The sequence below is a fragment of the Streptomyces sp. R41 genome, from assembly GCF_041053055.1.
In the GTDB taxonomy this organism is placed as follows: domain Bacteria; phylum Actinomycetota; class Actinomycetes; order Streptomycetales; family Streptomycetaceae; genus Streptomyces.
Window position 1 is genome coordinate 2,681,963 of the sequence record NZ_CP163443.1, and the last position, 25,334, is coordinate 2,707,296.

Below are 25,334 nucleotides of genomic sequence, written 5' to 3' on the forward strand. Positions count from 1 at the left end.
CTTACGTCGTACGCCTGCGCGGGGCGTGCTCGTCTTTCGTCGTACGCCTACGCCTGCTCGCTATGGCTTCCAGCCCGGGTCGCGCCCGCTGAGTCCGATCGCCCGGTCCAGCAGCGGCGCGTCGTCCGGCACCGGCACGACCGGGCCGAAGATGCCGCCGCCCCGGCTCGGATCCTCGGCCGCGGCGGCGAGGAATTCGTACGACGCCCGCAGGGCGGCGGCGTCGGGCTCGTACGTCTGGCCGGTGGCCCGGGCGAGATCCCACCCGTGCACCAGCAGCTCGTCGGCTGCGACGGCAGCCGCCACCGGCCCCGGCAGGGTCACGCCGCCCGCCCGGGTCACACCGGTCCAGGCGGCCGGGTCGCGCCAGGCCTCGGCGAGCTCGTCGAGCGCCTTGGGCAGGGCCTCGCGCCAGCCGGGCTCGATGTCGGGCGCGACGTCGCTCGGGCTGGTGTCCGTCGTGGAGCCCAGGTCCTTGCGCCCGGCATCACGGAAGGCGATGGCCAGCCCGGCCAGATGCCCCAGCATGTTGTGCACCGCGTAGCCCGGGCAGGGGGTCACGCCGTCGAGCTGCTCCTGTGTCACGCCCTCCGCGAGGCGCGCCACGATCAGGGCCTGCGGGCCCAGGTCCAGTGTTGTCGGTGTCATACCGCCATCGCCCATGGTCGGACTCCTCTCGTCACGGGGTCGTCAGGAGGTAGACCGTCGGCCGTACGGAAACTCATCGCTCCCGCTGCCGAGATCATGCTCAGGCCTCTGTTCACGCGTTCGAGCCGCCGTGATGCTCAAGCGTGGGACCACGAAAAGCGTGATGCTCATGCAGGGGCCACAAAAGGGAGTCACGCCATGAAGGCGATCGTTCAGGATGCCTACGGATCCGCAGACCTCCTGGAACTGCGCGACATCGACCGTCCCGTACCCCGCGACGACGAAGTGCTCGTCCAGGTCCACGCCGCCGGTGTCGACCCGAGCGTGTGGCACCTCATGACGGGCCGGCCCTATGTGGCCCGTCTCGCCCTCGGGCTCCGCAAGCCGAAGAACCCGGTCCGGGGCTGGGACGGCGCCGGACGCGTCGAGGCGGTCGGGGCGAAGGTGACCGGCTTCAAGCCGGGCGACGAGGTCTTCGGCAACTGCGAGGGCTCGTTCGCCGAGTACGCGCGCGCCAAGGCCGACCGGCTGGCGCCCAAGCCCGCCAACTTCACGTTCGAGCAGGCCGCCGCCCTCCCCGTCTCGGGCATGACCGCCCTCCAGGCCCTGAGCGGCAAGGCGCGCCCGCAGCCGGGTCAGCGGGTCCTCGTCATCGGCGCCTCCGGCGGCGTGGGGACCTTCGCCGTCCAGCTCGCCACGATGTACGGCGCCGAGGTCACCGGCGTGTGCGGTCCCGCGAGTGCGGACCTCGTCCGCTCGCTGGGCGCCGCCCACGTCATCGACTACACCCGCGAGGACATCACCGACGGCCCGCACCGCTACGACGTCATCGTCGACAACGCGGGCCTTCGCCCACTGCCCGTCCTCCGCCGCGCCCTCGCCCCACGCGGCACCCTGGTCATCGTCGGCGGCGAGGGCGGGACCGGCTTCTTCGGCGGTCTGAGCCGCGGTCTCCGGGCCGTCCTGCTGTCCCCCTTCATCGGGCAGAACCTCCGCAACCTCATCTCGGTCCCCCGCCGCGATGACCTCCTGACCCTCAAGGAACTCGCCGAGAAGGGCAGCATCACGCCGCCCATCGACCGCACCTACCCCCTCTCCGAGGCCGCCGAGGCCGTCCGCCACCTGGAGAAGGGCCACCCCCGGGGCAAGCTCGTCATCACCATCTGACGGCGCTGCCCAGGGCACCTTCCCGATCCCGGGGCCACCGCCTTAGCTCCACGATGACGATCCATGGCGACATGGACAGTGACGCGCGTCCTGCGGGACCGCAACGCGGGGTTGTATCTGGGCGGGGTGGTGGTCTCCGGCTTCGGCTCGTCGGCGATGTGGCTGGCGTCCGGCATCTGGGTCAAGGATCTGACCGGCTCGAACGGCCTGGCCGCGCTCTGCGTCTTCGCGCTCTGGGCGCCCATGCTCATCGGCCCGGTCCTCGGCACCCTCGCGGACCGCATCCGCCGCAAGCCCTTGCTGGTGTGGACGAATCTGGGCCTGGCCGCCCTGCTCCTGTCGCTGTTCACCGTCGACTCACCGGCGACCGTGTGGATCCTGTTCGCCGTCCTCCTCGTCTACGGCGCGACCGGCGTCGTCCAGGACGCGGCGGAGTCGGCGCTGGTGGCCACGGCGTTCGACAAACGCCTCCTCGGCGACTTCAACGGCCTGCGCATGACGGCCAACGAGGGCATGAAGCTGGTCGCCCCGCTCGCCGGAGCGGGCCTGTACGCGTCGTACGGCGGCGCCCGCGTCGCCCTCCTGGACGCGGTCACATTCGTACTCGCCGGGGGCCTGTACACCCTTCTGCGCGTACGCGAGACGAGGCCGCGCCCGGCCCCGACGGACCTGCGCACGCGGACGGCCGAGGGCGCCCGTCACCTCTGGAGCCACGCGGGGCTGCGCCCGCTCGTCGTCGCGGGCGGCACGACCCGCTCTTCGCGGGCCTCAACGGCGCGACGGTCTACGCGGTGGTGGACGGCCTGGGCCACTCCCCCACGTACGTGGGCCTCCTGTCCATGGTCCAGGGCGCCGGCTCGGTGGTCATCGGCCTGGTCTCCGGCCCCCTCCTGCGCCGCCTCGGCACACACCGCTTCGCGGGATACGGCATCGCGCTCACCGCCCTGGCCGTGACGGCTCAAGCGCTCCCGTACGACATGGTGGCCCTCGCCTCGGCCGCGGCGGTCGGCGTGGGCCTCCCCTGCGTGCTGATCGCGGCCCTCACCGCGGTCCAGCGCGAGACCCCCGACGCCCTCCTGGGGCGCACCGCGGCGACCGCCGGCACGCTGATGTACGCCCCGACCGCGGTGGGGCTCGCCGTGGGCGCGGGCCTGGTCGAACTGGTCGACCATCAGGTGCTGTTGGTGGTGACCGGGCTGGCGCGACTGGTGGCGGTCGCGCCCCTGCCCAAGGCTCAGCCGAGCCGCGCAAGCGCCTCCGCCGTGAGCGACAAGTCCTCGTCGGACGCCAACCCCGCGTGATACAGCCGCACTTCGGTGGCCCCGAGCCCTGCGGCCCGCGCCACGTCCTCGCCGAGGGTTCCGGGGCTGCCGCCCATCCCGCTCACCACGGTGAAGTTGGCCGCCAGCACACTCCCCCCGACACGCCGCTCGGCAAAGGGAGTCAGCAGTCCCGGCCCTCCCGCGCACGGCACGACCACGCCGTCGGCGACTGAGAGGATGTGCTCGGGGTCCACACCGGCGTTCGCTCCGCAGTGGTACGAGGCCGGGTCCGCGTGGAGCAGGATCCGGAACCCCTCCGGGGCGGCCGCGCGCACCGCGGCGACCGTGTCCGACTGGAGCGAGCCCGCCACGGAGTCCCGCCACGCGCGCGTGGCCGTCGCGAGCTCGCCGCCGAGGAGCTTCTCCACCGCCTCCCAGCCCCCGGCCGGAGCCTCGCCCCGCCACACGGGCTCCAGGGCACGCCGCACCGAGGACGCCAACTCGTGGGGATTCAGGCCCAGTTGCGTATATCCGTCACGGCACGAGGGGCAGAAGCACAGCGACATCAGATACTGCCCGGCATCCCCCAGCCCCACCCCGCCGATCTTGTCGTGCGCGTGCAGATGGGCCAGCCCGTACCACCCGAGCGACTCCAGCTCCGTACCGCGAGCCCCGGGCCGCACCGCGGCCTCCGCCGCGAGGTCGACCAGATAGGCCCGCGTCCCGGGCTGCGCGATGCACGGCGCCCAGGGATACCGGTCCCCGTACGCGTTGACCACGGAGGTCGACGGATGCTCGGTCCCCATACGGGAGTTGTGCGCGAGGACCACCCAGGTGTGGACCTCGAGCCCCGCACCGGCAAGCTCGGCGGCAGCCGCCCCGTACGCGTCCCCGGCCGCCCACTCACCGGCCGCGTACGGCCGGAGCGAACGCCCCTCCCACCGCGAGTCCTCCACCGGATACAGCACGGCGGCATGCGAGGCCGTCACGATCCGATGCCGAGGATGCCGAGGCGTCAACGCCCGCGTGGAGTGGTACGCGGACGCGAGCGTCACCTGCGGCACCCCGAGCCCGACCATCCGCCAGGCGGCCTCCGGATCCCCGTTGACGTCCCACGGGTACAAAAACGCGGACGCCTTCACGCGCCCTCCCCAAGAAGCCCGGCCCGCACGGTCACACGCCCTCCCCAAGAAGTCCCGCCCACACCGTCACACGCCCTCCTCGAGCAACCCATGCCCCCGCTCGATCAACTGCGCGAGCTGCTTGACATGATCCTCGGCCGGCTCGTGCAACGGCGGCCGCACCTCACCCACGTCCAGCCCCCGCAACCGCACCCCCGCCTTGACGAGGGAGACCGCGTACCCCCGCCCCTGCGCCCGCAGATCGACGAACGGCCGGTAGAACCCGTCGAGCAGCCGGTTCACCACCTCGTCGTCCCCGGCGTTCAGCGCACGGTGGAAGGCCAGCGCGATCTCGGGAGCGAAGCAGAACACCGCGGACGAGTACAGCGTGATCCCGATACCCCGGTACGCGAGCCCGGTCAGCTCGGCCGTCGGCAGCCCGTTGAAGTACAGGAAATCCCCGGGGACTTCGCTCCGCACCGCGCTCACGATCCGCTGCATCAGGTCCAGATCGCCCAGCCCGTCCTTGAACCCGATGATCCCGTCGGTGCGTGCCAGTTCGACCACGGTCTCGGGCGTGAACACGGCGTTGTCGCGCTGGTAGACGATGACGTCCAGCGAGGTGGCCGCGGCGACCTCGCGATAGTGCCGCAGCAGCCCCTCCTGCCCGGCCACGACGAGATACGGCGGCATGGCGAGCAGCCCGTCGGCCCCTGCGCCCTCCGCGAGCCGAGCGAACCGTACGGCGAGCGCGGTCCCGTACCCGGCGCCGGCGACCACCGGCACACGCCCCTCCGCAGCCTCCACGGCCGCCCGCACACACGCCTCGAACTCCTCCGGCGTGAGCGCGTGGAACTCTCCCGTGCCGCAGCAGGCGAAGACGGCGGCGGCGCCCGCCTCGACGCCGCGCCGCACGTGCTCCCGGTAGACGTCGAGGTCGACGGAGCCGTCGGGGCCGTACGCGGTGACGGGGAAGAACAACGGCCCGCTGGGGACGCTGAGCCGAGCGGCGAGAGGGGCTGACGTCACGGACTCTCCCTAAACAGGTGCCCACCGGTGCACGTTTCTGATCCACGTCTATATTTCTGAACGCGCCCACGCTAAGCCGCGACCTTAGGGCCGGTCAAGCACGCAAACCCGCAACACGAAGGCGGATTCCCCACCTCCGCGCGACACTTGACGCAGCACGTCAGCGATCCTTAGCGTGTCCACGCATGTGAATGCCGTACACGGATACAGCCGCACACCGTGACACCCGTTGCGACACCCACTGGTACCCCAGCCGTGACACCCGTCGCGACACCCGCCCCGACACCGCCGCGGCACAGAGACCCGCACCGAGGAGACCCCCGCATGCCCGCTCCCCGCACCGTTCTGCTCACCGGCGCCGCCGGCGGACTCGGCACCCTGATGCGGGGACTGCTGCCGAAGTACGGATACGAGCTGCGCCTCCTGGACCTGCGGCCCATCGAGGGCGAGCCGGACGCGATCACCGCGGATCTGTCCGACAAGGCGGCGCTGCGCGAGGCGGTACGGGGCGTCGACGCGATCGTCCACCTCGCGGGCATCTCCCTGGAAGCCTCCTTCGAGAAGATCCTCAGGGCGAACATCGAGGGGACGTACAACCTGTACGAGGCGGCCCGCGAGGAGGGCGTACGCCGGATCGTCTTCGCCTCCTCGAACCACGCGGTCGGCTTCACCCCGCGCCCGCAGGGCGACGCCCCCTTCGACGACAGCGCCCTGATCCCCATCGACACCCCGCGCCGCCCGGACACCTTCTACGGCCTGTCCAAGTCCTTCGGCGAGGACCTGGCGCAGTTCTACTGGGACAAGTACGGCCAGGAGACGGTCTCTGTCCGCATCGGCTCCTGCTTCGCCGAGCCCACGAGCGTGCGCATGCTCTCGGTCTGGATGAGCCCCGAGGACGGCGCCCGCCTCTTCCACGCGGCGCTGACCGCCGAGGACGTACGGCACACGGTCGTCTACGGCTCGTCCGCCAACACCCGACTGTGGTGGGACCTCTCGACGGCCCGGGCGCTCGGCTACGAGCCGCAGGACGACTCCGAGCCGTACGCCGAGAAGCTCATCGCCGAGCAGGGCGAGCTCGACCCGGCCAACCCGGACCACGCCCACCTGGGCGGCCACTTCACCACGCACCCGCCGATCTGGCCTTACTGACGCGGCGGCGGAAGCCGGAACACGGGGCGGGCGGGCACCGAACGGGCCCGCCCGCTCCCGTGTTCGGGCAGGAAGCCTGCCCGATCCCACCTCGCCACCCGCTCCGCCCCAGGTCCGCCGCGGGCACCCGTAGCGCGAAACGGACACAGACGGTCACCATCGGGCACGCAACAGGCCTGGTCAGTGGCCGATACCCGCTGTAGAACTTCCCTCAAGGCCCCACCGGGCCCGAACGGGCAGTGCGCGACGGAGCGCAAGGGAGCAGGTGACGACCATGACGGCGATGACGGCGGAGGAACGGCAGCGCGAGATCGTCCGGGCCGCGCGCCGCACGGGCTCGGTCGACGTCACCGCGCTCGCCGCCGAACTGGGCGTCGCCAAGGAGACCGTACGGCGGGATCTGCGCACCCTGGAGGACCACGGTCTGGTGCGCCGCACCCACGGCGGCGCCTACCCCGTGGAGAGCGCCGGCTTCGAGACCACGCTCGCCTTCCGCACCACGAGCCATGTGCCCGAGAAGCGCCGGATCGCGGCCGCGGCCGCCGAGCTGCTCGGGGACGCCGAGACGGTCTTCGTCGACGAGGGGTTCACCCCGCAGCTCATCGCCGAGGCACTGCCCCGGGACCGGCCGCTGACCGTGGTCACCGCGTCCCTGGCCACGGCGGGCGCGCTCGCCGAGGCCGACAACACGAGCGTCCTGCTGCTCGGCGGCCGGGTCCGCCCCGGCACGCTCGCGACAGTCGACCACTGGACGACGAAGATGCTCTCCGGCTTCGTCATCGACCTGGCCTACATCGGCGCCAACGGCATCTCCCGCGAGCACGGCCTCACCACGCCCGACCCGGCGGTCAGCGAGGTCAAGGCGCAGGCGGTCCGGGCCTCCCGGCGCACGATCTTCGCCGGCGTGCACACCAAATTCGGGGCGGTCAGCTTCTGCCGGTTCGCCGACATCAGCGCCCTGGAGGCGATCGTCACGAGCACGCTGCTCCCGGCGTCCGAGGCCCACCGGTACTCGCTGCAAGGCCCTCAGGTCATCCGAGTCTGAAAACCAAACCGACCCACCTTCCGTTCAGTTCGAAATCCAAATCCGCACCCCCCACCGCCCGAAAACACAAACCCACATACCCCGTAGGGCGCCCCACGCCCGATCGCACCCCTTATCTCCCCATACGTCCAGGAGTGATCCATGCGAACCCCGAGCCGACGGAGGCCGCGCGCACTGCTCGCCGCGGCCGCCGCAGGGACGCTGCTCACCCCGCTGCTCTCCGGCTGCTGGACCGGAGCGGGCGGCGCGGGCTCCGGAGGCAACTCCATCAACGTCCTGATGGTCAACAACCCGCAGATGGTGGAGTTGCAGAAGCTCACCAAAGCCCACTTCACCAAAGAGACCGGCATCAAGGTCAACTTCACCGTCCTGCCGGAGAACGACGTCCGCGACAAGATCAGCCAGGACTTCGCCAACCAGGCGGGCCAGTACGACGTCGCCACGCTGTCCAACTACGAGATACCGATCTACGCCAGGAACGGCTGGCTGCACGAGATGGACTCCTACGTACGCCAGGACAGCGCGTACGACGAGCAGGACATCCTCAAACCCATGCGGCAGTCCCTGACGGCCGACGACGGGAAGCTCTACGGGCAGCCGTTCTACGGCGAGTCGTCCTTCCTGATGTACCGCAAGGACGTGTTCGCCAAGAAGGGCCTGACGATGCCGGCGCATCCCACCTGGGATCAGGTGGGCAGGCTCGCCGCCGAGGCCGACGGCGCCGAGTCCGGCATGAAGGGCATCTGCCTGCGCGGCCTGCCCGGCTGGGGCGAGCTAATGGCCCCGCTCACCACCGTCGTGAACACCTTCGGCGGCACCTGGTTCGACAAGGACTGGAAGGCGCGCCTCGACTCCCCTGAGTTCGAAAAGGCGACGAAGTTCTATGTAGACCTCGTCCGCAAGCACGGCGAGTCCGGCGCCGCCCAGTCCGGCTTCGCCGAGTGCCTCAACAACATGACCCAGGGCAAGACGGCCATGTGGTACGACGCCACCTCCGCCGCCGGTTCGCTGGAGGCGTCCGACTCCCCGGTCAAGGGCAAGATCGGCTACGTACCCGCGCCCGTCGACAAGACCCAGTCCTCCGGCTGGCTCTACACCTGGGCCTGGGGCCTGCAGAAGGCCTCCCACAACTCGGACAAGGCCTGGAAGTTCATCTCCTGGGCCTCCAGCAAGAAGTACGAGCAGCTGGTCGGGGACACGATCGGCTGGTCCAACGTCCCGGCCGGCAAGCGCGCCTCGACCTACACGAACGCCGCCTACGTCAAGGAGGCCGCGGCCTTCCAGGCCACAACGCGCGACGCCATCGAGGGCGCCCGGCCGCGCGACCCGGGGGTGCAGCCGCGCCCCGCGCCCGGCATCCAGTTCGTCGGCATCCCCGAGTTCACCGATCTCGGCACCAAGGTCTCGCAGGAGATCAGCGCGGCCATCGCCGGACGCCAGTCCGTCGAGTCGGCCCTGAGCAAGTCCCAGCAACTCGCAGAGAAGATCTCCAAGGAGTACGAGGGACGATGACCGCAACGACAACGGCCCCTCTGGCCGCCCCCTCCGTACGCGCCACCCGCCGTCCCTCCGGCCGGATGCGCGCCTGGGCCACCCGCGCCCCGCTCCTCCCCGCCCTGATCTTCATGATCGCCGTGACTCAGCTCCCCTTCGTGGCCACGCTGGTGATCTCCTTCTTCGACTGGAACTCCCTCTACCCGAAGGCCCGCCACTTCACGGGCTTCGGCAACTACTCGGACGTACTGACCGATCCCGACCTGCGCCACTCCGTCTGGACGACGGTCCTGCTGACCGTCACCGTGGTCCTGGTCAGCCTGGTCCTCGGCCTGGTCCTGGCGCTGCTCCTGGACCGGAAATTCCGCGGCCGGGGCATCGTCCGTACGCTCCTGATCGCACCGTTCCTGGTGGTCCCGGTAGCCGCGGCCCTGCTCTGGAAGCACGTCCTCTACAACCCCGAGTACGGCCTCCTGAACGGCCTGCTGCACTACGTGGGCGGCCCCCAGCCCGACTGGATCTCCAACACCCCACTGCTCGCGGTCGAGGCTTCCCTCGTCTGGCAGTGGACGCCCTTCATGATGCTGATCCTGCTCGCGGGCCTGCAGAGCCGCTCCCACGAACAGATCGAGGCCGCGAAGGTGGACGGCGCGAGCGACTGGCAGGTCTTCCGCTACCTCACACTCCCCCACTTGCGCCGCTACCTGGAACTCGGCGCCCTGCTGGGCTCGATCTACATCGTCCAGAACTTCGACGCGGTGTTCACGATCACCTCCGGCGGCCTCGGCACCGCGAACCTGCCCTACACCGTCTACCAGAGCTTCTACCAGGCCCACGAGAACGGCCTCGCCTCGGCCGCGGGCGTCCTGGTCGTCATCGGCTCGATCATCATCGCGACCTTCGCGCTGCGCGTGGTGTCGTCCCTGTTCCGCGAGGAGGTGTCCCGCGCATGAGCGCCACCGCGATACGAGTACGTCCCCGCCGCACCCGGGGAGCGGGCCTGGGCCTGGCGGCCTGGCTGGCCGGAGTCGTCTTCTTCCTGCCCATCGCCTGGATGGCCCTGACGTCGTTCCACTCGGAGTCCGACGCGGCGACCAACCCGCCGTCCTTCGGCGCCGCCCTCACCCTCGACGGCTACCGGGAGTTCTTCGGCACGGGAGGCGGCGCGAGCCCCTGGCCCGCGCTGATCAACTCGACGGTGGCGTCGTTGGTCTCGACGCTCTGCGTCCTCCTCCTGGCCTTCCCGGCGGCGTACGCGCTCTCCATCCGCCCGGTGAAGAAGTGGACGGACGTCCTGTTCTTCTTCCTGTCGACGAAGATGCTGCCGGTGGTGGCGGGGCTGCTGCCCATCTACCTGTTCGCCAAGAACACCGGAATGCTGGACAACATCTGGCTGCTGGTCATCCTCTACACCTCCATGAATCTGCCGATCGCGGTGTGGATGATGCAGTCGTTCCTCGCCGAGGTCCCGGTGGCGGTGATCGAGGCGGCGCAGATAGACGGCGCGAGGCTGCCCACGATCCTCGCACGCGTGGTGGCCCCCATCGCCCTGCCAGGCATCGCGGCAACGGCGTTGATCTGCTTCATCTTCAGCTGGAACGAGCTGCTGTTCGCCCGCGTACTGACGGGCGTGGTCGCCGAGACCGCCCCCGTCTTCCTGACCGGCTTCATCACCAGCCAGGGCCTGTTCCTGGCGAAGGTGTGCGCCGCGTCGCTGGTCATCTCCCTGCCGGTGCTCGCCGCGGGGTTCGCCGCCCAGGACAAGCTGGTCCAGGGCCTGTCACTGGGAGCCGTGAAATGAAGGCCGCCGTCATCGAGTCCGTGGGCCGCGCCGTCGTCGCCGAGGTCCCGGACCCGACGCCAGGGCCCCGCGAGGTCGTCGTCGAGGTCGCCGCCTGTGGCCTGTGCGGCACCGATCTGCACATCCTCCAGGGCGAGTTCGCGCCCAAGCTGCCGATCGTGCCGGGGCACGAGTTCGCGGGCGAGGTGGTCGGGGTCGGCGCCCAGGTCACCGAAGTCTCGGTCGGCGACCGCGTGGCCGTGGACCCGTCCCTCTACTGCTACGAGTGCCGCTACTGCCGTACGGGCCACAACAACCTCTGCGAGCGGTGGGCGGCGATCGGCGTGACGACCGCGGGTGGAGCCGCCCTGTACGCGGTCGCCCCCGTGGCCAACTGCGTCAAGCTCCCCGAGCACGTCCGCACCCAGGACGCGGCCCTGGTCGAACCGCTCTCCTGCGCGGTACGCGGTTACGACGTCCTGAACTCCCGCCTGGGCGCCCACGTCCTGATCTACGGCTCCGGGACGATGGGCCTGATGATGCTGGAGCTCGCGAAGCGCACCGGTGCGGCGAGCGTGGACGTCGTGGACCTCAACCCGCAGCGGCTGGCCACGGCCCAGCAGCTGGGCGTCTCCGCTTCCGCGGCCGATGCCGACGAGCTGGAGCGGCCCCAGGGCTGGGACGTGGTCGTCGACGCGACGGGGAACGCGGCGGCGATCCAGGACGGCCTGGGCCGTGTCGCCAAGGCGGGCACCTTCCTCCAGTTCGGTGTCGCCGACTACGCGACCCGCGTGACCATCGACCCCTACCGCATCTACAACCAGGAGATCACCATCACCGGCTCGATGGCGGTCCTCCACAGCTTCGAACGCGCGGCGGAACTCTTCGCGACCGGGGTCCTCGATCCATCCGTCTTCATCAGCGACCGCCTCCCCCTGACGAGCTATCCCCAGGCACTGGAACAGTTCGCGTCGGGCGTGGGCCGGAAGATCGTGGTGGTGCCGTAAGGCTTTTTCGCCCCCTCCGCCCCTGCCCGACCCGACCTGGGGCTCCGCCCCAGACCCCGTTCGCGCAGTTCCCCGCGCCCCTGAAAAGGGGCGCGGGGAACTGCGCGATCTTTTAAGCGGGGGTCTGGGGCGGCAGCCCCCAGGTACGGGACGGGCAGGGGCGGAGGGGGCGAAAAACCCACTCGCCCGCACCCCCCCACCAATCAACTCCCTGGGTAAGGGAACGGTAAAGCGCCCCCGCTCGTTACCCCTGGCATGACAGCTATGACCCCCGGCTCGAACATCCCTCTCCCCGTCACCCGTGTGACGGTGGACGTCGCCGCCCCGGTGCGGCTCGACGTATCGGGCCTGCTGCTCACCGCCGACGGCAAGGTGCGCTCCGACGACGACTTCATCTTCTACAACCAGCCCGCAGGCCCGGGCGTGACGTACCGCTCGGGCGGCGGCACGGCCCCGGACGCGATCACGGTCGACACGACCGCGGTCCCCCCGGGCATCGAGAAGATCGTCGTCACCGCGAGCCCGGACGCGGCGGGCCAGACCTTCCAGGGCATCGAACCCACGGCCACCATCCGCAACGCGGACGACACCTCGGTGCTCGCGACCTTCACCCCGCCCCAGCTGGGTGCGGAGACGGCCCTGGTGATCGTCGAGATCTACCTCCGCAACGGCGCGTGGAAGGCCCGAGCGGTCGGCCAGGGCTACGCGAACGGCCTGGCGGGCATCGCCACGGACTTCGGTGTGACGGTGGAAGAACCGGCAGCCGCACCGGCCCCGGCACCCGCACAGCCGATCGCCCCGCCCGCCCCCGCGATGCAGCCCCCGGTCGCCCCGCCGGCCCCGCCCCTGGACCCCCGCCTCACGGCCCCGCCGGCCCCGGCCGCTCCCCCCGCCCCCGCGGCGGCAGCCGCGCCCGCGCCCTCCGGCAAGATCAACCTCGACAAGGGCCGGGTGAGCCTCCAGAAGAACCAGACCGTCTCCCTGGTCAAGGGCGGCCGCCCGCTCCTCTCCCAGGTCAAGATGGGCCTCGGCTGGGAGCCCGCCTACCGCGGCAAGGACATCGACCTGGACGCCTCGGTCATCGCGTACGGACCGCAGCGCAACCACATCGACAGCTGCTACTTCGGCAAGCTCTCGATCGTGAACGGCGCGATCAAGCACTCCGGCGACAACCTCACGGGAGAGGGCGGCGGCGACGACGAGGTGATCGTCGTGGACCTCGGCCGTCTCCCCCAGGACGTCACCGGCCTGGTCTTCACGGTCAACTCCTTCTCCGGCCAGAAGTTCACCGAGGTGGCCAAGGCCTACTGCCGCCTCCTCGACGCCGCCACCGGCGAGGAACTGGTCCGCTTCGACCTCACCAACGCCGAACCCCAGACCGGCGTCATGATGGCCAAGCTCATCAAGCAGTTCTCCGGTGAGTGGGAGATGACGGCCATCGGCGACTTCGTGAAGTCCCGCACGGTCCGCGGCATGGTGAAGCCGGCCGCCCAGGCGCTCTAGCGACGGCTCGCCGGCGACCGGCGCACGGGAGCGCGAAAGGGCGCGCAAGAGGCAGACGGCGGTGGGGACTTGAGGTCACCACCGCCGTGCTTCATGTCCGGCGACATCCCACGCCGTTCCCCCTCCGCGGTACCCGCCTTTGTCCTACTCTGCTCAGTCCGGGCACCCGGCGCCGGGCCACACCGAGGTGGCCGCCGTCCGCACGCACCCGACGGGGGGCAGATGGATCCCGCTGCCATTGGCGCTCGGCTCGCGTCGAGCGTGGTCGCACCGCTGATCAAGAAGCTGTTCGTGGCCGAGGGTCCTGGAGCGGGGCTGGTCGACAAGCCCGTACGCATCTCGAGCCTGGTCTCCTTCACGGGCGAGAAACGCGTTCTGTCCGACCTCGACCTGCACAAGATCGCCAGGGAGCTGGTCAACCGGGCCGCGCAGTCGACGGGCGTGGCGGAACGCCTCCCGTCGTACGAACTGGCCGCCGTGGCCCACTCGGTCGCCGACACCCTGCGCGCCATGGACAGCATCGACATGGACGACGTACAGGCCGTCCAGCTCGGCCACATGGCTCTGGCGCAGCATCTGCGGGCGCAGAGCCCGTCCGCCACGCTCGGGCTGTCGAGCGACGCGGTCTATCTCTATGTGAGCGTGCTCGACACCGCGTCTTTGCACATCGTGCATTTCTTCACCCAGAGGTCGACCTTTGTCGCCCGCACGCTGGTGGAGCAGAGTCACCGGATCGAGGAGCTGTCGAAGAAGATCGACGGGCTGATCGCGCGGACACCGTCGCCGGCCGACGCCCCGTTCGAGGAGCGCTACGCCCGCTACATCGCCTCCAAGCACGGCAAGCTGACGATCTTCGGGCTCGATCTGTCCGAGTCCCCGGGCACCTGGCCGCTCGACGCCGCGTATCTGAGCCTGGACGCGGTGGGCGACACGACGAACCCCATGCTGCTGCCCGCCGACCAGGTGCTGGCGGGGCGCAATCGCGTGCTCCTGCGCGGAGTGGCCGGTTCCGGGAAGACGACGCTGGTGCAGTGGCTGGCGGTGTCCACCGCGCAGAAGGCGCTCGACGAGCGACTGCTGTACTTGTACGGCCTCGTTCCGTTCGTCCTTCCGCTGCGCACGCTGACGCGGGGCGGTGCCAAGCTCCCCACCCCCGACGAGTTCCTGTCCGAGGTCGGCTGTCCGATCGCCGCCCTTCAGCCGACGGGTTGGTTCGACCGGGTATTGCGGTCGGGGCGCGGGCTCATGCTGGTCGACGGCATCGACGAGATCCCGGAGAACGAGCGCGAGGAGGCCCGCCGCTGGCTGCAGGATCTGGTCGACTCCTATCCGCGCAACCGGTGGCTGGTCACGTCACGGCCGTCCGCCGTACGGGAGGACTGGCTGGTCGGTGACGACTTCGCGGAGCTCGACCTGGCCCCGATGAGCCGGGACAACGTGGCCGAGTTCGTCCGGCGATGGCACAAGGCCGCCGGTATCGGCGACCAGTACGCGCAGGATCTGCTGCGGGCGATCCGGGCGAAGCAGGATCTGGGGCGGCTGGCCACCAACCCCCTGATGTGTGCGCTGATCTGCGCACTCCATCAGGACCGCCGCGGCCATCTCCCCGACGGCCGCAAGGAGATCTACGACGCCGCGCTCTCCATGCTGCTGTCCCGGCGCGACCGCGAGCGGGGCATCTACAAGCCGGGCACGATCCGTATCGGCGAGGCCCATCACGTCCAGCTGATCCAGAAGCTCGCGTACTGGATGATCCGCAACGGCCGTTCGGAGATGGACCGGGCCGACGCGGTCGACCTCCTGGCACATGCCCTGCCCGCGATGCCGCGCATCGCCGAGCAGGGCACCGCGGAGGAGATCTACCGCCATCTGCTGGTCCGCAGCGGCCTGTTGCGCGAACCGACCAAGGGCTCGATGGACTTCATCCACCGCACCTTCCAGGACTACCTGGGCGCCAAGGCGGCGGTGGAGGGTCTCGACTTCGACTTCCTCATCGCGCACGCCCATCTCGACCAGTGGGAGGACGTCATCCGGATGTCCGTCGCCCATGCGCGGACGACGGAGCGTACGCGGCTGCTCACCGGGCTCATCGAGCGCGGCGACTGCTCGGAGCAGGAAAGCCGTCGGCTCCACCTCCTGGCGGCCGCCTGCCTGGAGCACGCGACGGAGCTGGACCCCGAGGTGAGAACCGAGGTGGAGCGGCGGGCCGCGGCCCTGATTCCGCCCCAGTCGGCGGAGCAGGCCCGGACGCTGGCCGATGTCGGCCCGGTCGTCCTGGATCTGCTTCCGGGACCGGAGGAGCTCTCGCAGGACGAGGCCTACTTCACCGTGCTGACCGCGACGCGCATCGCGACCGACGCGGCGATTCCCGTGCTGGCCGCGTACCGCGAGCTGACCGACATCCGGGTGCGGGCCGAACTGGCCCGGGTCTGGAGCCGGTTCGACTGCGACCGCTACGCCGAGGAGGTCGTCGCGCACCTGGCCGACGACTATCTGTACTTCCCGGTCTCCAACCCCGCGGAACTGCGGGCGCTGCGCGGCTTCGGCGGCCGGTCCCGCATCAAGATCTCGGGTCCGTTCAGGCCGGAGGAGTTCCAGAGCGCGTGTGACGCGAACAGCCTCTACGACCTCTGGGTGGAGGTCGACCTCGACTGCACCTGGGAGTGGCTGAGCGCCTTCCCCCATCTCAGTACCGTCTTCTTCGAGATACCGGAGACTCGCGCGGAGACGCTTCCTCCTTCCGTACGGGTCCTCCGGGAGCCCATCGGCCCGCCCTCGGTCCCTCCGGAAACAGCCACGGACAGTGCCGCGGACCTCTTGGGCGAGCTTTCGCCGTAGAGCCCGTCGTCGAGTTCCCGGCCCTAGGGGCGCAGCCCCTCCGTCAGCAGCGACAGGTACCGGCGAATATGCTTCCCCTGCCCATTCGCCAGCTCGGACGCGCCGGCCACCCCATGTGCCAGCCGCAGCACCTCGATCGGCTCGATATCCGCCCGGAGCGTTCCCTCCCGCTGAGCCGCCTCGACCAGCCGTGTGGCCGCCCCCTTCACCGACGTTCCGCATGCGGTCACCGCGGCCGAGCTGCCATCCGTGACGGCCGAACCCAGCAGCGCCTTCATACCGCGCACCTGGATCGTGCCGACGCAGAGCTCGTTCAGCCACTCCACCAGTGCCTCGCCCGGCGGCAACTCCTTCGCGATCTCGTCGGCCCGCGCCGCGATCGCCTCGACCCGGCCGACGTAGGCAGCCTCCAGCAGCGCCTGCCGTGTCGGGAAGTGGCGGTACAGCGTGCCGGACCCCACTCCGGCGCGCTTGGCGATGTCGTCGAGCGACGCACCTTCCCCATGCTCGGCGAATGCCTCTGCCGCAGCCTTCAGCAACCGCTCATAGTTGCGCCGAGCGTCCGCGCGCATAGGCCTGACCTGCGTCATTCAGATACTCCTTGCAAACCGGGGAGTCTCTCCGTATCTTAGCGAGAACTAAACGGAGACAGTCCCCGCTTATCCGGCGGGCAGTCCTCGCTGCCCGCGCGCACCTCACTCGGGGGCACCAGACAGGGAGCACTCCATGTCCACCCCGTCCACGACCACCGACGCGCTCTCGGCACCACCACAACCCGCCAGGCTCGGCACCGCCCTCTTAGTCATCGTCACCGCCTACCTGATGGTCGGCGTCGACTCCACGGTCGTCAACGTCGCGCTGCCCGACATCCAGAAAGACCTCGACTTCACCCCCACCGACCTCTCCTGGGTCCTCAACGCCTACACGCTCGCCTTCGGCGGTCTGCTGCTCCTCGGCGGCCGGGTCGGAGACATCGTCGGCCGCCGCCGCACACTCACCATCGGCGTCCTGCTCTTCGCCACCTCCTCTCTCCTCGGCGGACTCGCCACCGAGAACGCCTGGCTGCTCGCGGCCCGCGCGCTGCAGGGCGTGGGCGCCGCCCTCACGGCCCCCAGCACCCTCGCCCTGATCACCACCAACTTCCCCGAGGGCCCGCGCCGCCACCACGCCCTCGGCGTCTACTCCTCCATGGCGGGCATCGGCGCCTCCGTCGGCCTGGTCCTCGGCGGCATGCTCACCTCGTGGGCGTCCTGGCGCTGGGCCCTGCTGATCAACGTACCGATCGGCATCGCGGTCGCCGTGGCCCTCCCGCGCTTCGTCACCGAGACGCCGCGCCACGCGGGCCGGTTCGACGCGGCGGGCGCGCTCACCGGCACCGCCGGGATGACTTCGCTCGTCTACGCGTTCATCCGGGTCTCGCAGGACGGCTGGGGCGACACCCAGGCGCAGCTCGGTTTCAGCGCGGCGGCGGCCCTGCTGGCGGGCTTCACGCTGATCGAGTCCCGTGCGGGCCAGCCGATCATGCCTCTGCGCCTGTTCGCCAGCCGCAACCGCGCGGGCGGCTACGCGGGCGTCCTGCTGCTGCCCGCCGGCATGTTCGGCGCGTTCTACTTCCTCACCCTGATCTGCCAACAGGTCCTCGAATACAGCCCGCTTCGCGCAGGCTTCGCCTTCCTTCCGATGACCCTGGCGATGTTCACGACCGTGCGCTTCGTACCGCGGCTCCTGGCCCGCCTCGGCGCCAAGCCGGTGCTGCTCACCGGCATGGCCCTGCTCGTCACCGCGGCCGCGTGGCTGTGGCGGCTCCAGCCCGGCGACGGCTATCCGACCGGCCTGTTCGGCCCGTTGCTGCTGATGGGCGTAGGCGTGGGCCTGAGCTTCATGCCGCTCAACGCGACGATCCTCGCGGGCATCGAGCCGCGTGAGGCGGGCGCCGCGTCCGGTCTGCTGCAGACCCTCCAATGGCTCGGCGGCACGCTCGGACTGTCCATCCTGGTCACGGTGTTCGGCACCGTGACCCGGCACGCGACCGGGTCACGGTCCGAGATCCTCACCCACGGCGCGGCCCGCGCCTTCGGCATCGGCTCGCTGATCGCGCTCACCGCCCTGCTGGTGTCAGCACTCGTGATCACCGGCACCAAGCCGAAGACCACCGCATAGAAGACCACCCGCGCAGGAGACCACCGCATAGAGGCCGAAGCCCCCGACCGAGAGAAGGCACCGCCTAGAACAGCGCGCTGTACGCGTTCAACGCCGGCTGCCCGCCCAGATGGGCGTAGAGCACGGTCGACTCCCGCCCGATCTCACCCCGCGCCACCAGATCCACCATTCCCGCCATGGACTTCCCCTCGTAGACGGGGTCGGTGACCATCCCCTCGGTGCGCGCCGCGAGCCGCATCGCCTCCAGCGTGGCCTCGTCCGGAATCCCGTACGTGCCCGCGTGGTAGCGCTCGTCCAGCTCGACGTCCGCCTCCGTCAATTCCTTCTGTACGCCGATGAGTCGGCCCGTTCCGTGGGCGATCCGCGCGATCTGCTCACGGGTACGGGAGGGCGCCGCCGACGCGTCGATCCCGAGGACGCGCCGCGGCCGCCCGCCCGCCTCCTCCAGCGCGGCGAACCCGGCCACCATGCCCGCCTGGGTCGACCCGGTCACGGAGCACACCACGACCGTGTCGAAGAAGACGCCCAACTCCCGCTCCTGCTCGGCGACTTCACAAGCCCACCCGGCGAACCCCAGTCCGCCCAGCGGATGGTCGGAGGCCCCCGCCGGGATGGCGTACGGCTTGCCGCCCGACTCCTCGACCTCCCGCAGCGCCTGCTCCCAGCTCTCCTTGAACCCGATCCCGAACCCGGCCCGCACGAGCCGTACGTCCGCGCCGGCGAGCCGGCTGATGAGGATGTTGCCGACCTTGTCGTACACGGAGTCGGGCCACTCCACCCAACTTTCCTGCACCAGTACGCACTTGAGTCCGGCGCGGGCGGCGCAGGCCGCGACCTGGCGGGTGTGGTTGGACTGCACCCCGCCGATCGAGACGAGCGTGTCGCAGCCCTGTGCGAGCGCGTCGGCGACGAGATACTCCAGCTTGCGGGTCTTGTTCCCGCCGTACGCGACACCGGAGTTGCAGTCCTCCCGCTTGGCCCACAGGGAGGCGCCGCCGAGGTGCTTCGTCAGCCGCTCCAGCGGATGCACGGGCGAGGGTCCGAAGAGCAGCGGGTAACGCTCGTACGAGGAAAGGGACATGGGTCCTCCCGGGTTCAGTGGGCCTCTTCGTCGGCGAGCTCTTCCAGGCCCCGCCAGATCTCCGCCGTGACGCGGACCGCCTCGTCCACCTCACCGCCCGCACAGGCCTCGATCAGCCGCTCGTGCAGCCCGGCCGAACGGCAGTTGCCGCCCTCGCCGAAGCGTCGCCGCTCCAGCCGGCGGATGAGCGGGGTGTAGCGGGCGATGGTGGCGTCGGCGGCACGATTGCCGCCGACCCGGACGAGAACGTCGTGCAACTCGTCGTCGGCGCGCAGGGCGGCGTCCACGTCGCCGTCCCGTACAGCCGCGGCGAACCGCACATTGGCGTCCCGCATGGCACCCACGTGGTCCGCGAGAAGCCGGGGCACGGCCGCCCGCGTCACCAGCTCGTGCATGGCGCCGACGACGGCCGCGGCGTCCCGCACATCGGCGGCCACCACAGGCGTCACCCGTGTGTAACTCTGCGGCTTGGACTCCAGGAGCCCCTCGTCGACCAGTCGTGAGAAGGCCTCCCGCACCGGCGCCCGCGACAGCCCGAGCAGCTCGGCCAGCTCGGCGTCCCGCACCACCGCGCCCGGCGCGATGTCGCCGGCCACGATGGCGTCCCGTATCGCCTCGTAAGCGCGGTCCCGGAGCAGGGTCCGCCGCACGGGCCGTATCGCCTCCATGAACTGAAATGTTAGATATCAGTACTCGATACGCACAAGAGTGCGGCCCGCACCGAAGTACGGGCCGCACTCATCCGCTCACTTCCAGGGCCAGTCCGCGTCCCGCGCCGACTCAAGGAGCGGCACCATCCGGAAGGCCGCGTCCGAGAGCCCGCCGAACGTGTGCCTGTTCCCCTTCCCGGACGGGGCGTGGCCCGCCCGGTATCCCGCCAGGTTCCACGTGTAGACCGGTACGTGCGCCGGGACCTGCTCGGTCGGGTCGCCGTAGTGGCTGTACGTGGCCTGCTCGTCGGTGACGATCAGCACACGGTCGTGCTTCTTGTAGTGCTCGCGGACCGCCTCGCTGGTGTTGGTGCCGCCGAGGTCCCCGAAGCGCTCCAGCACCTTGAGCACCGACTCGCCCTTGCGGAACTTCACGCGGTTGCTGCTGGTGCCGAACTCGACGAGATCCGCGTCCGCCGCCCGCAGCGCGAGCGCCGTGCCGAAGATCGCCGCCGCGTCCGCCCGGTTGAGCTCGGAACGGTCGGACAGCCGCGAGTAGAACATCGAACCGGACCGGTCGACGAGCACCAGCGTCCGTCCGCGCAGCGCCGGCACATTGGCCAGCGAGTGGCCGAGCGCCTGCTCCAGCGGGTACGACCAGCGCAGCGAGGGCGCGTGCTGGTACGCGGCGAGGTAGCGGAACGGGAACTGCCGCGAACGCGCGACCTCGGCCGGGTCGCTGATCTTGGCGGCGACCTGAGCCGCCACCTCGTCGCTGACACCCGCCTCGTCGAAGTTCCGCAGGTTCCGTACGAGCGCCATCGCGCCCATGGACGGGATCACGGCCTCCCAGGCCGCCTTGTCCATCGGGCCCTGCAGCCAGCCGGCCAGCGCCTCCCAGGTCATACCCGCCTCCGCCAGGCGCTGCGCGCCATGCGCTGACGTCACGACCTTGCGCCGCTTGGCGGGCCGCAGCGCCATCAGGTCACGGTGCGCCACGAGCACGGGCAGCGACTTGGGCACCACGGCCGTGTCCGGGTTGTGACGCCGGTCCAGCGCGTACTGGAACAGCTCGCCCTGCCACGGCTTGTCCGGGTCCGGCGCAGCGTGCACCAGGTTGAGGATGTCGCCGAAGCGGTAGCCCTTGGACGCGGTGTCGTACTTCAGCAGCGCCTTGCCGTTGTAGAGACGTCGTACGGCGTCGGCGATGCCCCGCTTGACGGGCTTGGGCACGTTGCGGCCGTACTGCGAGGTCCAGTACGCGAGCAGCTCGCCGGGCTCGTCCGGGCGGCGCAGCACGGACGCGATGACCTGGCGGTTGGCCGGGCCGTCGGTGGCGCCCGCGTCGAGACGTGCCTTCACGTACTCGGCGGCGCCCACGATCGAGGCCGTACGCAGGTTGCCCTCACCGCGCAGCCAGCCGAGCAGGGCGGCCGTCCACGACGGGTCGGCGACGGCGAGCTCGCGCACCAGCGTGGCGAAACGGTCGTCGCGGGCCGCGCCGGACTCGTAGAAGGTCTGCTGCGAAACGAAGTTGGCGATGGCGAGCAGGAAGAGCTCGGAGCGCGCGTCGCGCTCCTGGCCTCGGCCGCCCTCGTACGTACGGAGCACACGGCCGGTCGAGGTCACCCGCGAAGTGGGCTGCGCCTTGGCCGCCTTGGTGTTGAATCGCGCCATGATGAATTCCCCCGAATTCGTTTACGACTTTCCAGTCGTGTTTCGAGGGGAGGCGCAGCAAATGGAGCGTGCCCGAGATCAGGAGTCGGCGACGGACTTAGCCAGATGCTCTACCGAATTGAGCTACACCGACCCGAAGTCGATGACGGGATTTGAACCCGCAACCGTCCGATCCAATGAAGTAACCGTTGCCTGCGCACCGGGCACCCACCATGAGCTGCGCCTCCCGAGATCAAATCGGCGGCGGCGTGGATTCTTTGAGAGAGAAGTAGCCGCAGCCCGCGCACCGGGAGGTGCATGAAGTTGTGGTGTCCAGAGTTCAAGGCCGACGGAACCGACGTAGGTGCTCTAACCCCTGAGCTACACCGGCGCGTTGTACCGGTGGCGGGACTCGAACCCGCGGCCGCCCCATTATGAGTGGAAGTAGGTCCTGCCTTCGCACCTGGACGTGCACCACTTTAGGAGGGCGGCCGCGGGTCGAGCCATTGAATTAATCAGCCGCGCTTCTGGCGCTTCCAGGGGCCGGTGATGGCGAGCATGATGCCCGGCTCCTGGATGTTGGCGAAGAGGGTCTTGCCGTCGGGCGAGAAGGTGACGCCGGTGAACTCGCTGTACTCGGGCGCCTCAGCGGTGCCGTTGTTCAGCTCGTTACGGGCGATCGGGTACGTACGGCCGCTGTCGGTGGCTCCGAAGAGGTGCTGGATGCCCTCGCCGTCCTCGGCGATGACGAGGCCGCCGTACGGGGAGACGGTGATGTTGTCGGGGCCGTCGAAGGCGCCGTCGACGGACGGGTCGGGGTTCACGCCGATCAGGACCTTCAGCGTGAGGGTGCGGCGCTTGGGGTCGTAGAACCAGACGGCGCCGTCGTGCTGGACGGGGCTCTCCGCGCGAGCGTACGAGGACACGATGTACGTGCCGCCGTCGCCCCACCACATGCCTTCGAGCTTGCGGGCGCGGGTGACCTGGCCGTCGGCGAACTGCTTGCGTACGGACGTGGTCTTGGCGTCGCGGTCGGGGACGTCCACCCAGTCGACGCCGTACACCGTGCCGATCTTCGTGGCACGGGAGAGGTCGTCGACGAACTTGCCGCCGGAGTCGAAGCACTTGAAGGCCTGCAGCGCGCCGGCGTCGTCGGCGAGGGTGGCGAGCCGGCCGTGGCCGTGCTCGAAGCCCTGCGGCGGGGTCCAGCGGTAGAGGAGGCCGTTGGGGCCGGAGGCGTCCTCGGTGAGGTAGAGACGGCCGCGCTTGGGGTCGACGACAACGGCCTCGTGGGCGTAGCGGCCCAGCGCCTTGATGGGCTTGGGGTTCTGGTTGCGGCGGCGGTCCTCGGGGTCGACCTCGAAGACGTACCCGTGGTCCTTGGTCATGCCGTTCTGGCCGGCCTTGTCCTCGGTCTCCTCGCAGGTGAGCCAGGTGCCCCAAGGGGTGTTGCCGCCCGCGCAGTTGGTGGAGGTGCCCGCGATGCCGACCCACTCGGCGACCTTGTCGCCCCGGACCTCGACGACCGTGCAGCCGCCGGACGCGGCCGGGTCGTAGACCAGGCCGTCGGTGAGCGGCACGGGGTACTTCCAGCCGGCGCGCGGGCCCTTGAGCTCGTGGTTGTTGACGAGGAGGGTGGCGCCGCGCGGGCCGCAGAAGGTGGAGGTGCCGTCGTGGTTGGAGGGCGTGAACTCGCCGGACTCCAGCTTGGTCTTGCCGCTGTAGGTGATGACGCGGTACGAGAACCCGGCGGGCAGCGCGAGCAGCCCCTGCGGGTCGGGGATCAGCGGTCCGTAGCCGACACCGCTGTACTCCGCCGACGCCTCGCCCGCGCTCTCGGTGTCGATGTCCGTGTCCGTGGACGCGAGGGCGTTGGGAGCGGTGGCGAGGGCGCCAACGCTGCCGGCCAGGGCGACACCTGCACCGGTGATCGCGGATCGTCTGGCGAAGTCCCTGCGGGTGAGCGACATGGTGTCTCCTGTGACGGTGGAGTGGGACTGTCGTGGGGGGCGGGTGGCGGCCCTCGGTTCGCGGCCACACGGTCCCGCCCGCGCCTGAACGGGAGTTGAACATGGGCCAACTTCAGGGGTCCCGCTTCCGTGAATCCGTCAAACCTCTCGCACTCGAACCGATGAGCGGAATAATCTTCGTAAAGAAGGTCAACAGGCGCGAATAGTAGCGAAACTCGTGATTCATTTCAGAATGCCTTGACTCCGGGGACCCCGGGCCATAGACAGGAAGAGCACACCACCCGAACGGGAGGCGAGCCCGATGGACGCAAAGCGGGTACTTCGCCTCCATGAAGGCCGGCTCATGAAGCTGGCCAACGTGAGTGGAGTCAGCACCGGGAGGGACGAGCACTCGGGACAGGACGTGATCATCGTCTTCGTCACCCGGAAAGTGCCCCGTGACCGGCTCCTTCAAGAAGACGTGGTTCCGGACGAGCTCGACGGCGTACCGGTGCGCGTGCTCGCGATCGGTGAAGTGAGCGCTCAGGAAGGGAACTTGTGAGCCCTGAGCGCTGAGTCATCGCGCCGCGGCCCGTAAGGAACCCAGAGCCGAAACTGAAGAGGTGGTCTGGCGTGAGCCAGCCCGAAATGATGCGAGGACCGACTGGTGGTCAGCTGAGTGACAGCTCCCGCCAGCAAGCGAATTCAGACTTCCTGCGGCCGCAGTCGCCGCTGGCCAATGTCGTCGGCTTCGGCCACGGCGTGAAGTGGATCGACGGACAGGCCACGGGCGAGGCAGCCGTGCTGGTGTTCGTGACCCAGAAGGTTCCGGAGTCCCAGCTTCCCGAGCGGGACGTCATCCCGCGGGTGATGGACGACGGCACCCCCACCGACGTAGTCGCGGTCGGCCATGTCGCCGCGCAGCGTCAGCAGCAGCGCAGGACCTCGCCCCGCTCCGAGGACCGCGGCGCCTACCAGCCCGACGGCAGCATGGCCGAGCAACTCGCCGGCCTCTCACAGCCGTTGCTGGAAGAGCTCAGTGGGCTTGGACAGTTCGAGCCGCAGCTCCTCAAGCGCCGTATGCGCCCGTCCCCTTCCGGCTTCTCGGTCGGCAACGTACGGGTGACCGCGGGCACACTGGGCAGCGTGGTGTACGACTTCCTGCCGGGCGCCACCGTCGACCCCCCGGGGCCCGGCCTCGGCACACCGTCGAAGTTCTACATCCTCTCCAACAACCACGTGCTGGCCGACTCCAACCGGGCACAGCTGGGCAGCGCGATCCTGCAGCCCGGAGTGTTCGACGGCGGCACGGACCCGGCGGACCGCATCGCGACCCTGGACCGGTTCATCACGATCCAGTTCGCACCGCAGACCCCGGTGGAGCGCCACAACAACGTGGTCGACTGCGCGCTCGGCGCGGTGGAGTTCCAGGACGCCACCCGTGAGCAGTACTTCAGCGGTGCGCCGCGCGCCTGGCGGCGCAAGGCCAACGTCGCGGTCGGCGACCTGGTGAAGAAGACCGGCCGCACGACGAACATCAGCTTCGGCCGGATCATCGCGGTCGACGCCACGATCGACGTCAGCTACGGCACGGCGGGGACGGCCCGGTTCAAGGACCAGATCCTGACCACGAACATCTCGGCGGGCGGCGACTCCGGTTCGCTGGTGACCTCGCTCGACAACGTCGCGACCGGTCTGCTCTTCGCGGGCTCCTCGGTCGTCACCGTGGCCAACCACATCGAGAACGTTCGCACACTGCTGCGGGTGGAAATCGCCGAGCAGCTGGCCTGACGGT

Annotated in this window: 20 protein-coding genes and 1 pseudogene; 13 read left to right on the plus strand and 8 right to left on the minus strand. The window is 70.0% G+C overall.

Translation table 11 applies throughout. The annotated features are described in order from the left end of the window. Positions 1 to 60 precede the first annotated feature (60 nt). Positions 61 to 648 carry a TIGR03086 family metal-binding protein gene (locus tag AB5J53_RS12630; RefSeq protein ID WP_369252193.1) on the minus strand — a complete coding sequence of 196 codons (588 nt, stop codon included), beginning with the start codon at positions 646 to 648 and terminating at the stop codon, positions 61 to 63. A gap of 198 nt (positions 649 to 846) precedes the next feature. Between AB5J53_RS12630 and AB5J53_RS12635 the strand changes: the two genes are divergently transcribed. Both AB5J53_RS12635 and AB5J53_RS12640 read left to right on the plus strand, forming a co-directional pair. Beyond that, entirely contained in the window at positions 847 to 1,815 is a 969-nt protein-coding gene (locus AB5J53_RS12635; protein ID WP_369245722.1) for an NAD(P)-dependent alcohol dehydrogenase, read from the plus strand. 63 nt (positions 1,816 to 1,878) lie between these two features. Beyond that, a pseudogene (locus AB5J53_RS12640) lies at positions 1,879 to 3,116 on the plus strand (MFS transporter). On the opposite strand, the gene AB5J53_RS12645 reads toward AB5J53_RS12640, so the two are convergent. Together AB5J53_RS12645 and AB5J53_RS12650 are read right to left on the minus strand one after the other, a co-directional pair. Next, positions 3,050 to 4,219: a hypothetical protein gene (locus AB5J53_RS12645; protein WP_369245723.1), complete on the minus strand. Its 1,170-nt coding sequence runs from the start codon at positions 4,217 to 4,219 to the stop codon at positions 3,050 to 3,052. The pseudogene AB5J53_RS12640 and the gene AB5J53_RS12645 sit on opposite strands and share 67 nt — an antisense overlap. Positions 4,220 to 4,285: 66 nt before the next feature. Next, on the minus strand, positions 4,286 to 5,227 hold the full coding sequence (locus AB5J53_RS12650; protein WP_369245724.1) for a 5-dehydro-4-deoxyglucarate dehydratase: 942 nt from the start codon (positions 5,225 to 5,227) through the stop codon (positions 4,286 to 4,288). 324 nt (positions 5,228 to 5,551) lie between these two features. On the opposite strand from AB5J53_RS12650, the gene AB5J53_RS12655 reads away from it, so the two are divergent. The 8 genes from AB5J53_RS12655 (at position 5,552) to AB5J53_RS12690 (ending at position 16,043) form a co-directional block, all read left to right on the plus strand. Then, positions 5,552 to 6,376, plus strand: a complete 825-nt coding sequence (locus AB5J53_RS12655; protein WP_369245725.1) for an NAD-dependent epimerase/dehydratase family protein — start codon at positions 5,552 to 5,554, stop codon at positions 6,374 to 6,376. 274 nt (positions 6,377 to 6,650) lie between these two features. Continuing rightward, complete coding sequence (locus AB5J53_RS12660; RefSeq protein WP_369245726.1) at positions 6,651 to 7,421, plus strand: DeoR/GlpR family DNA-binding transcription regulator; 771 nt, start codon at positions 6,651 to 6,653, stop codon at positions 7,419 to 7,421. A gap of 141 nt (positions 7,422 to 7,562) precedes the next feature. Continuing rightward, on the plus strand, positions 7,563 to 8,933 hold the full coding sequence (locus tag AB5J53_RS12665; RefSeq protein ID WP_369245727.1) for a sugar ABC transporter substrate-binding protein: 1,371 nt from the start codon (positions 7,563 to 7,565) through the stop codon (positions 8,931 to 8,933). After that, positions 8,930 to 9,868: a carbohydrate ABC transporter permease gene (locus AB5J53_RS12670; protein WP_369245728.1), complete on the plus strand. Its 939-nt coding sequence runs from the start codon at positions 8,930 to 8,932 to the stop codon at positions 9,866 to 9,868. Before AB5J53_RS12665 ends, AB5J53_RS12670 begins: the two co-directional genes overlap by 4 nt. Further along, complete coding sequence (locus tag AB5J53_RS12675) at positions 9,865 to 10,716, plus strand: carbohydrate ABC transporter permease (RefSeq protein ID WP_189187512.1); 852 nt, start codon at positions 9,865 to 9,867, stop codon at positions 10,714 to 10,716. Before AB5J53_RS12670 ends, AB5J53_RS12675 begins: the two co-directional genes overlap by 4 nt. Then, positions 10,713 to 11,702, plus strand: coding sequence for a zinc-dependent alcohol dehydrogenase family protein (locus tag AB5J53_RS12680; RefSeq protein ID WP_369245729.1), 990 nt, complete (start codon positions 10,713 to 10,715; stop codon positions 11,700 to 11,702). Before AB5J53_RS12675 ends, AB5J53_RS12680 begins: the two co-directional genes overlap by 4 nt. 264 nt (positions 11,703 to 11,966) lie before the next feature. Then, positions 11,967 to 13,205: a TerD family protein gene (locus AB5J53_RS12685; protein WP_369252195.1), complete on the plus strand. Its 1,239-nt coding sequence runs from the start codon at positions 11,967 to 11,969 to the stop codon at positions 13,203 to 13,205. A gap of 222 nt (positions 13,206 to 13,427) precedes the next feature. Next, positions 13,428 to 16,043 (plus strand): NACHT domain-containing NTPase, encoded by a 2,616-nt coding sequence (locus AB5J53_RS12690; protein WP_369245730.1) that lies wholly within the window; start codon positions 13,428 to 13,430, stop codon positions 16,041 to 16,043. Between the two features lie 23 nt (positions 16,044 to 16,066). On the opposite strand, the gene AB5J53_RS12695 is transcribed toward AB5J53_RS12690, so the two are convergent. Beyond that, positions 16,067 to 16,633: a TetR/AcrR family transcriptional regulator gene (locus tag AB5J53_RS12695; RefSeq protein WP_369245731.1), complete on the minus strand. Its 567-nt coding sequence runs from the start codon at positions 16,631 to 16,633 to the stop codon at positions 16,067 to 16,069. A 136-nt stretch (positions 16,634 to 16,769) separates the two neighbouring features. Between AB5J53_RS12695 and AB5J53_RS12700 the strand changes: the two genes are divergently transcribed. Beyond that, a complete protein-coding gene (locus AB5J53_RS12700) occupies positions 16,770 to 18,203 on the plus strand; it encodes an MFS transporter (RefSeq protein ID WP_369245732.1) in 1,434 nt (477 codons plus the stop codon). Positions 18,204 to 18,267: 64 nt separating this feature from the next. Here AB5J53_RS12700 and AB5J53_RS12705 read toward each other — a convergent pair whose 3' ends face one another. From AB5J53_RS12705 to AB5J53_RS12720, 4 genes are all read right to left on the minus strand, one after another. Then, on the minus strand, positions 18,268 to 19,284 hold the full coding sequence (locus tag AB5J53_RS12705; protein ID WP_369245733.1) for a 1-aminocyclopropane-1-carboxylate deaminase: 1,017 nt from the start codon (positions 19,282 to 19,284) through the stop codon (positions 18,268 to 18,270). 14 nt (positions 19,285 to 19,298) lie between these two features. After that, entirely contained in the window at positions 19,299 to 19,952 is a 654-nt protein-coding gene (locus AB5J53_RS12710) for a GntR family transcriptional regulator (RefSeq protein WP_369245734.1), read from the minus strand. 78 nt (positions 19,953 to 20,030) lie between these two features. After that, on the minus strand, positions 20,031 to 21,611 hold the full coding sequence (locus AB5J53_RS12715) for a TROVE domain-containing protein (protein ID WP_369245735.1): 1,581 nt from the start codon (positions 21,609 to 21,611) through the stop codon (positions 20,031 to 20,033). Between the two features lie 494 nt (positions 21,612 to 22,105). Continuing rightward, positions 22,106 to 23,560: an alkaline phosphatase PhoX gene (locus AB5J53_RS12720; RefSeq protein WP_369245736.1), complete on the minus strand. Its 1,455-nt coding sequence runs from the start codon at positions 23,558 to 23,560 to the stop codon at positions 22,106 to 22,108. Positions 23,561 to 23,963: 403 nt separating this feature from the next. On the opposite strand from AB5J53_RS12720, the gene AB5J53_RS12725 reads away from it, so the two are divergent. Both AB5J53_RS12725 and AB5J53_RS12730 read left to right on the plus strand, forming a co-directional pair. Continuing rightward, on the plus strand, positions 23,964 to 24,101 hold the full coding sequence (locus AB5J53_RS12725) for a hypothetical protein (protein WP_369245737.1): 138 nt from the start codon (positions 23,964 to 23,966) through the stop codon (positions 24,099 to 24,101). Positions 24,102 to 24,172: 71 nt separating this feature from the next. Then, positions 24,173 to 25,330, plus strand: a complete 1,158-nt coding sequence (locus AB5J53_RS12730; protein ID WP_369245738.1) for a hypothetical protein — start codon at positions 24,173 to 24,175, stop codon at positions 25,328 to 25,330. Positions 25,331 to 25,334: the final 4 nt, after the last annotated feature.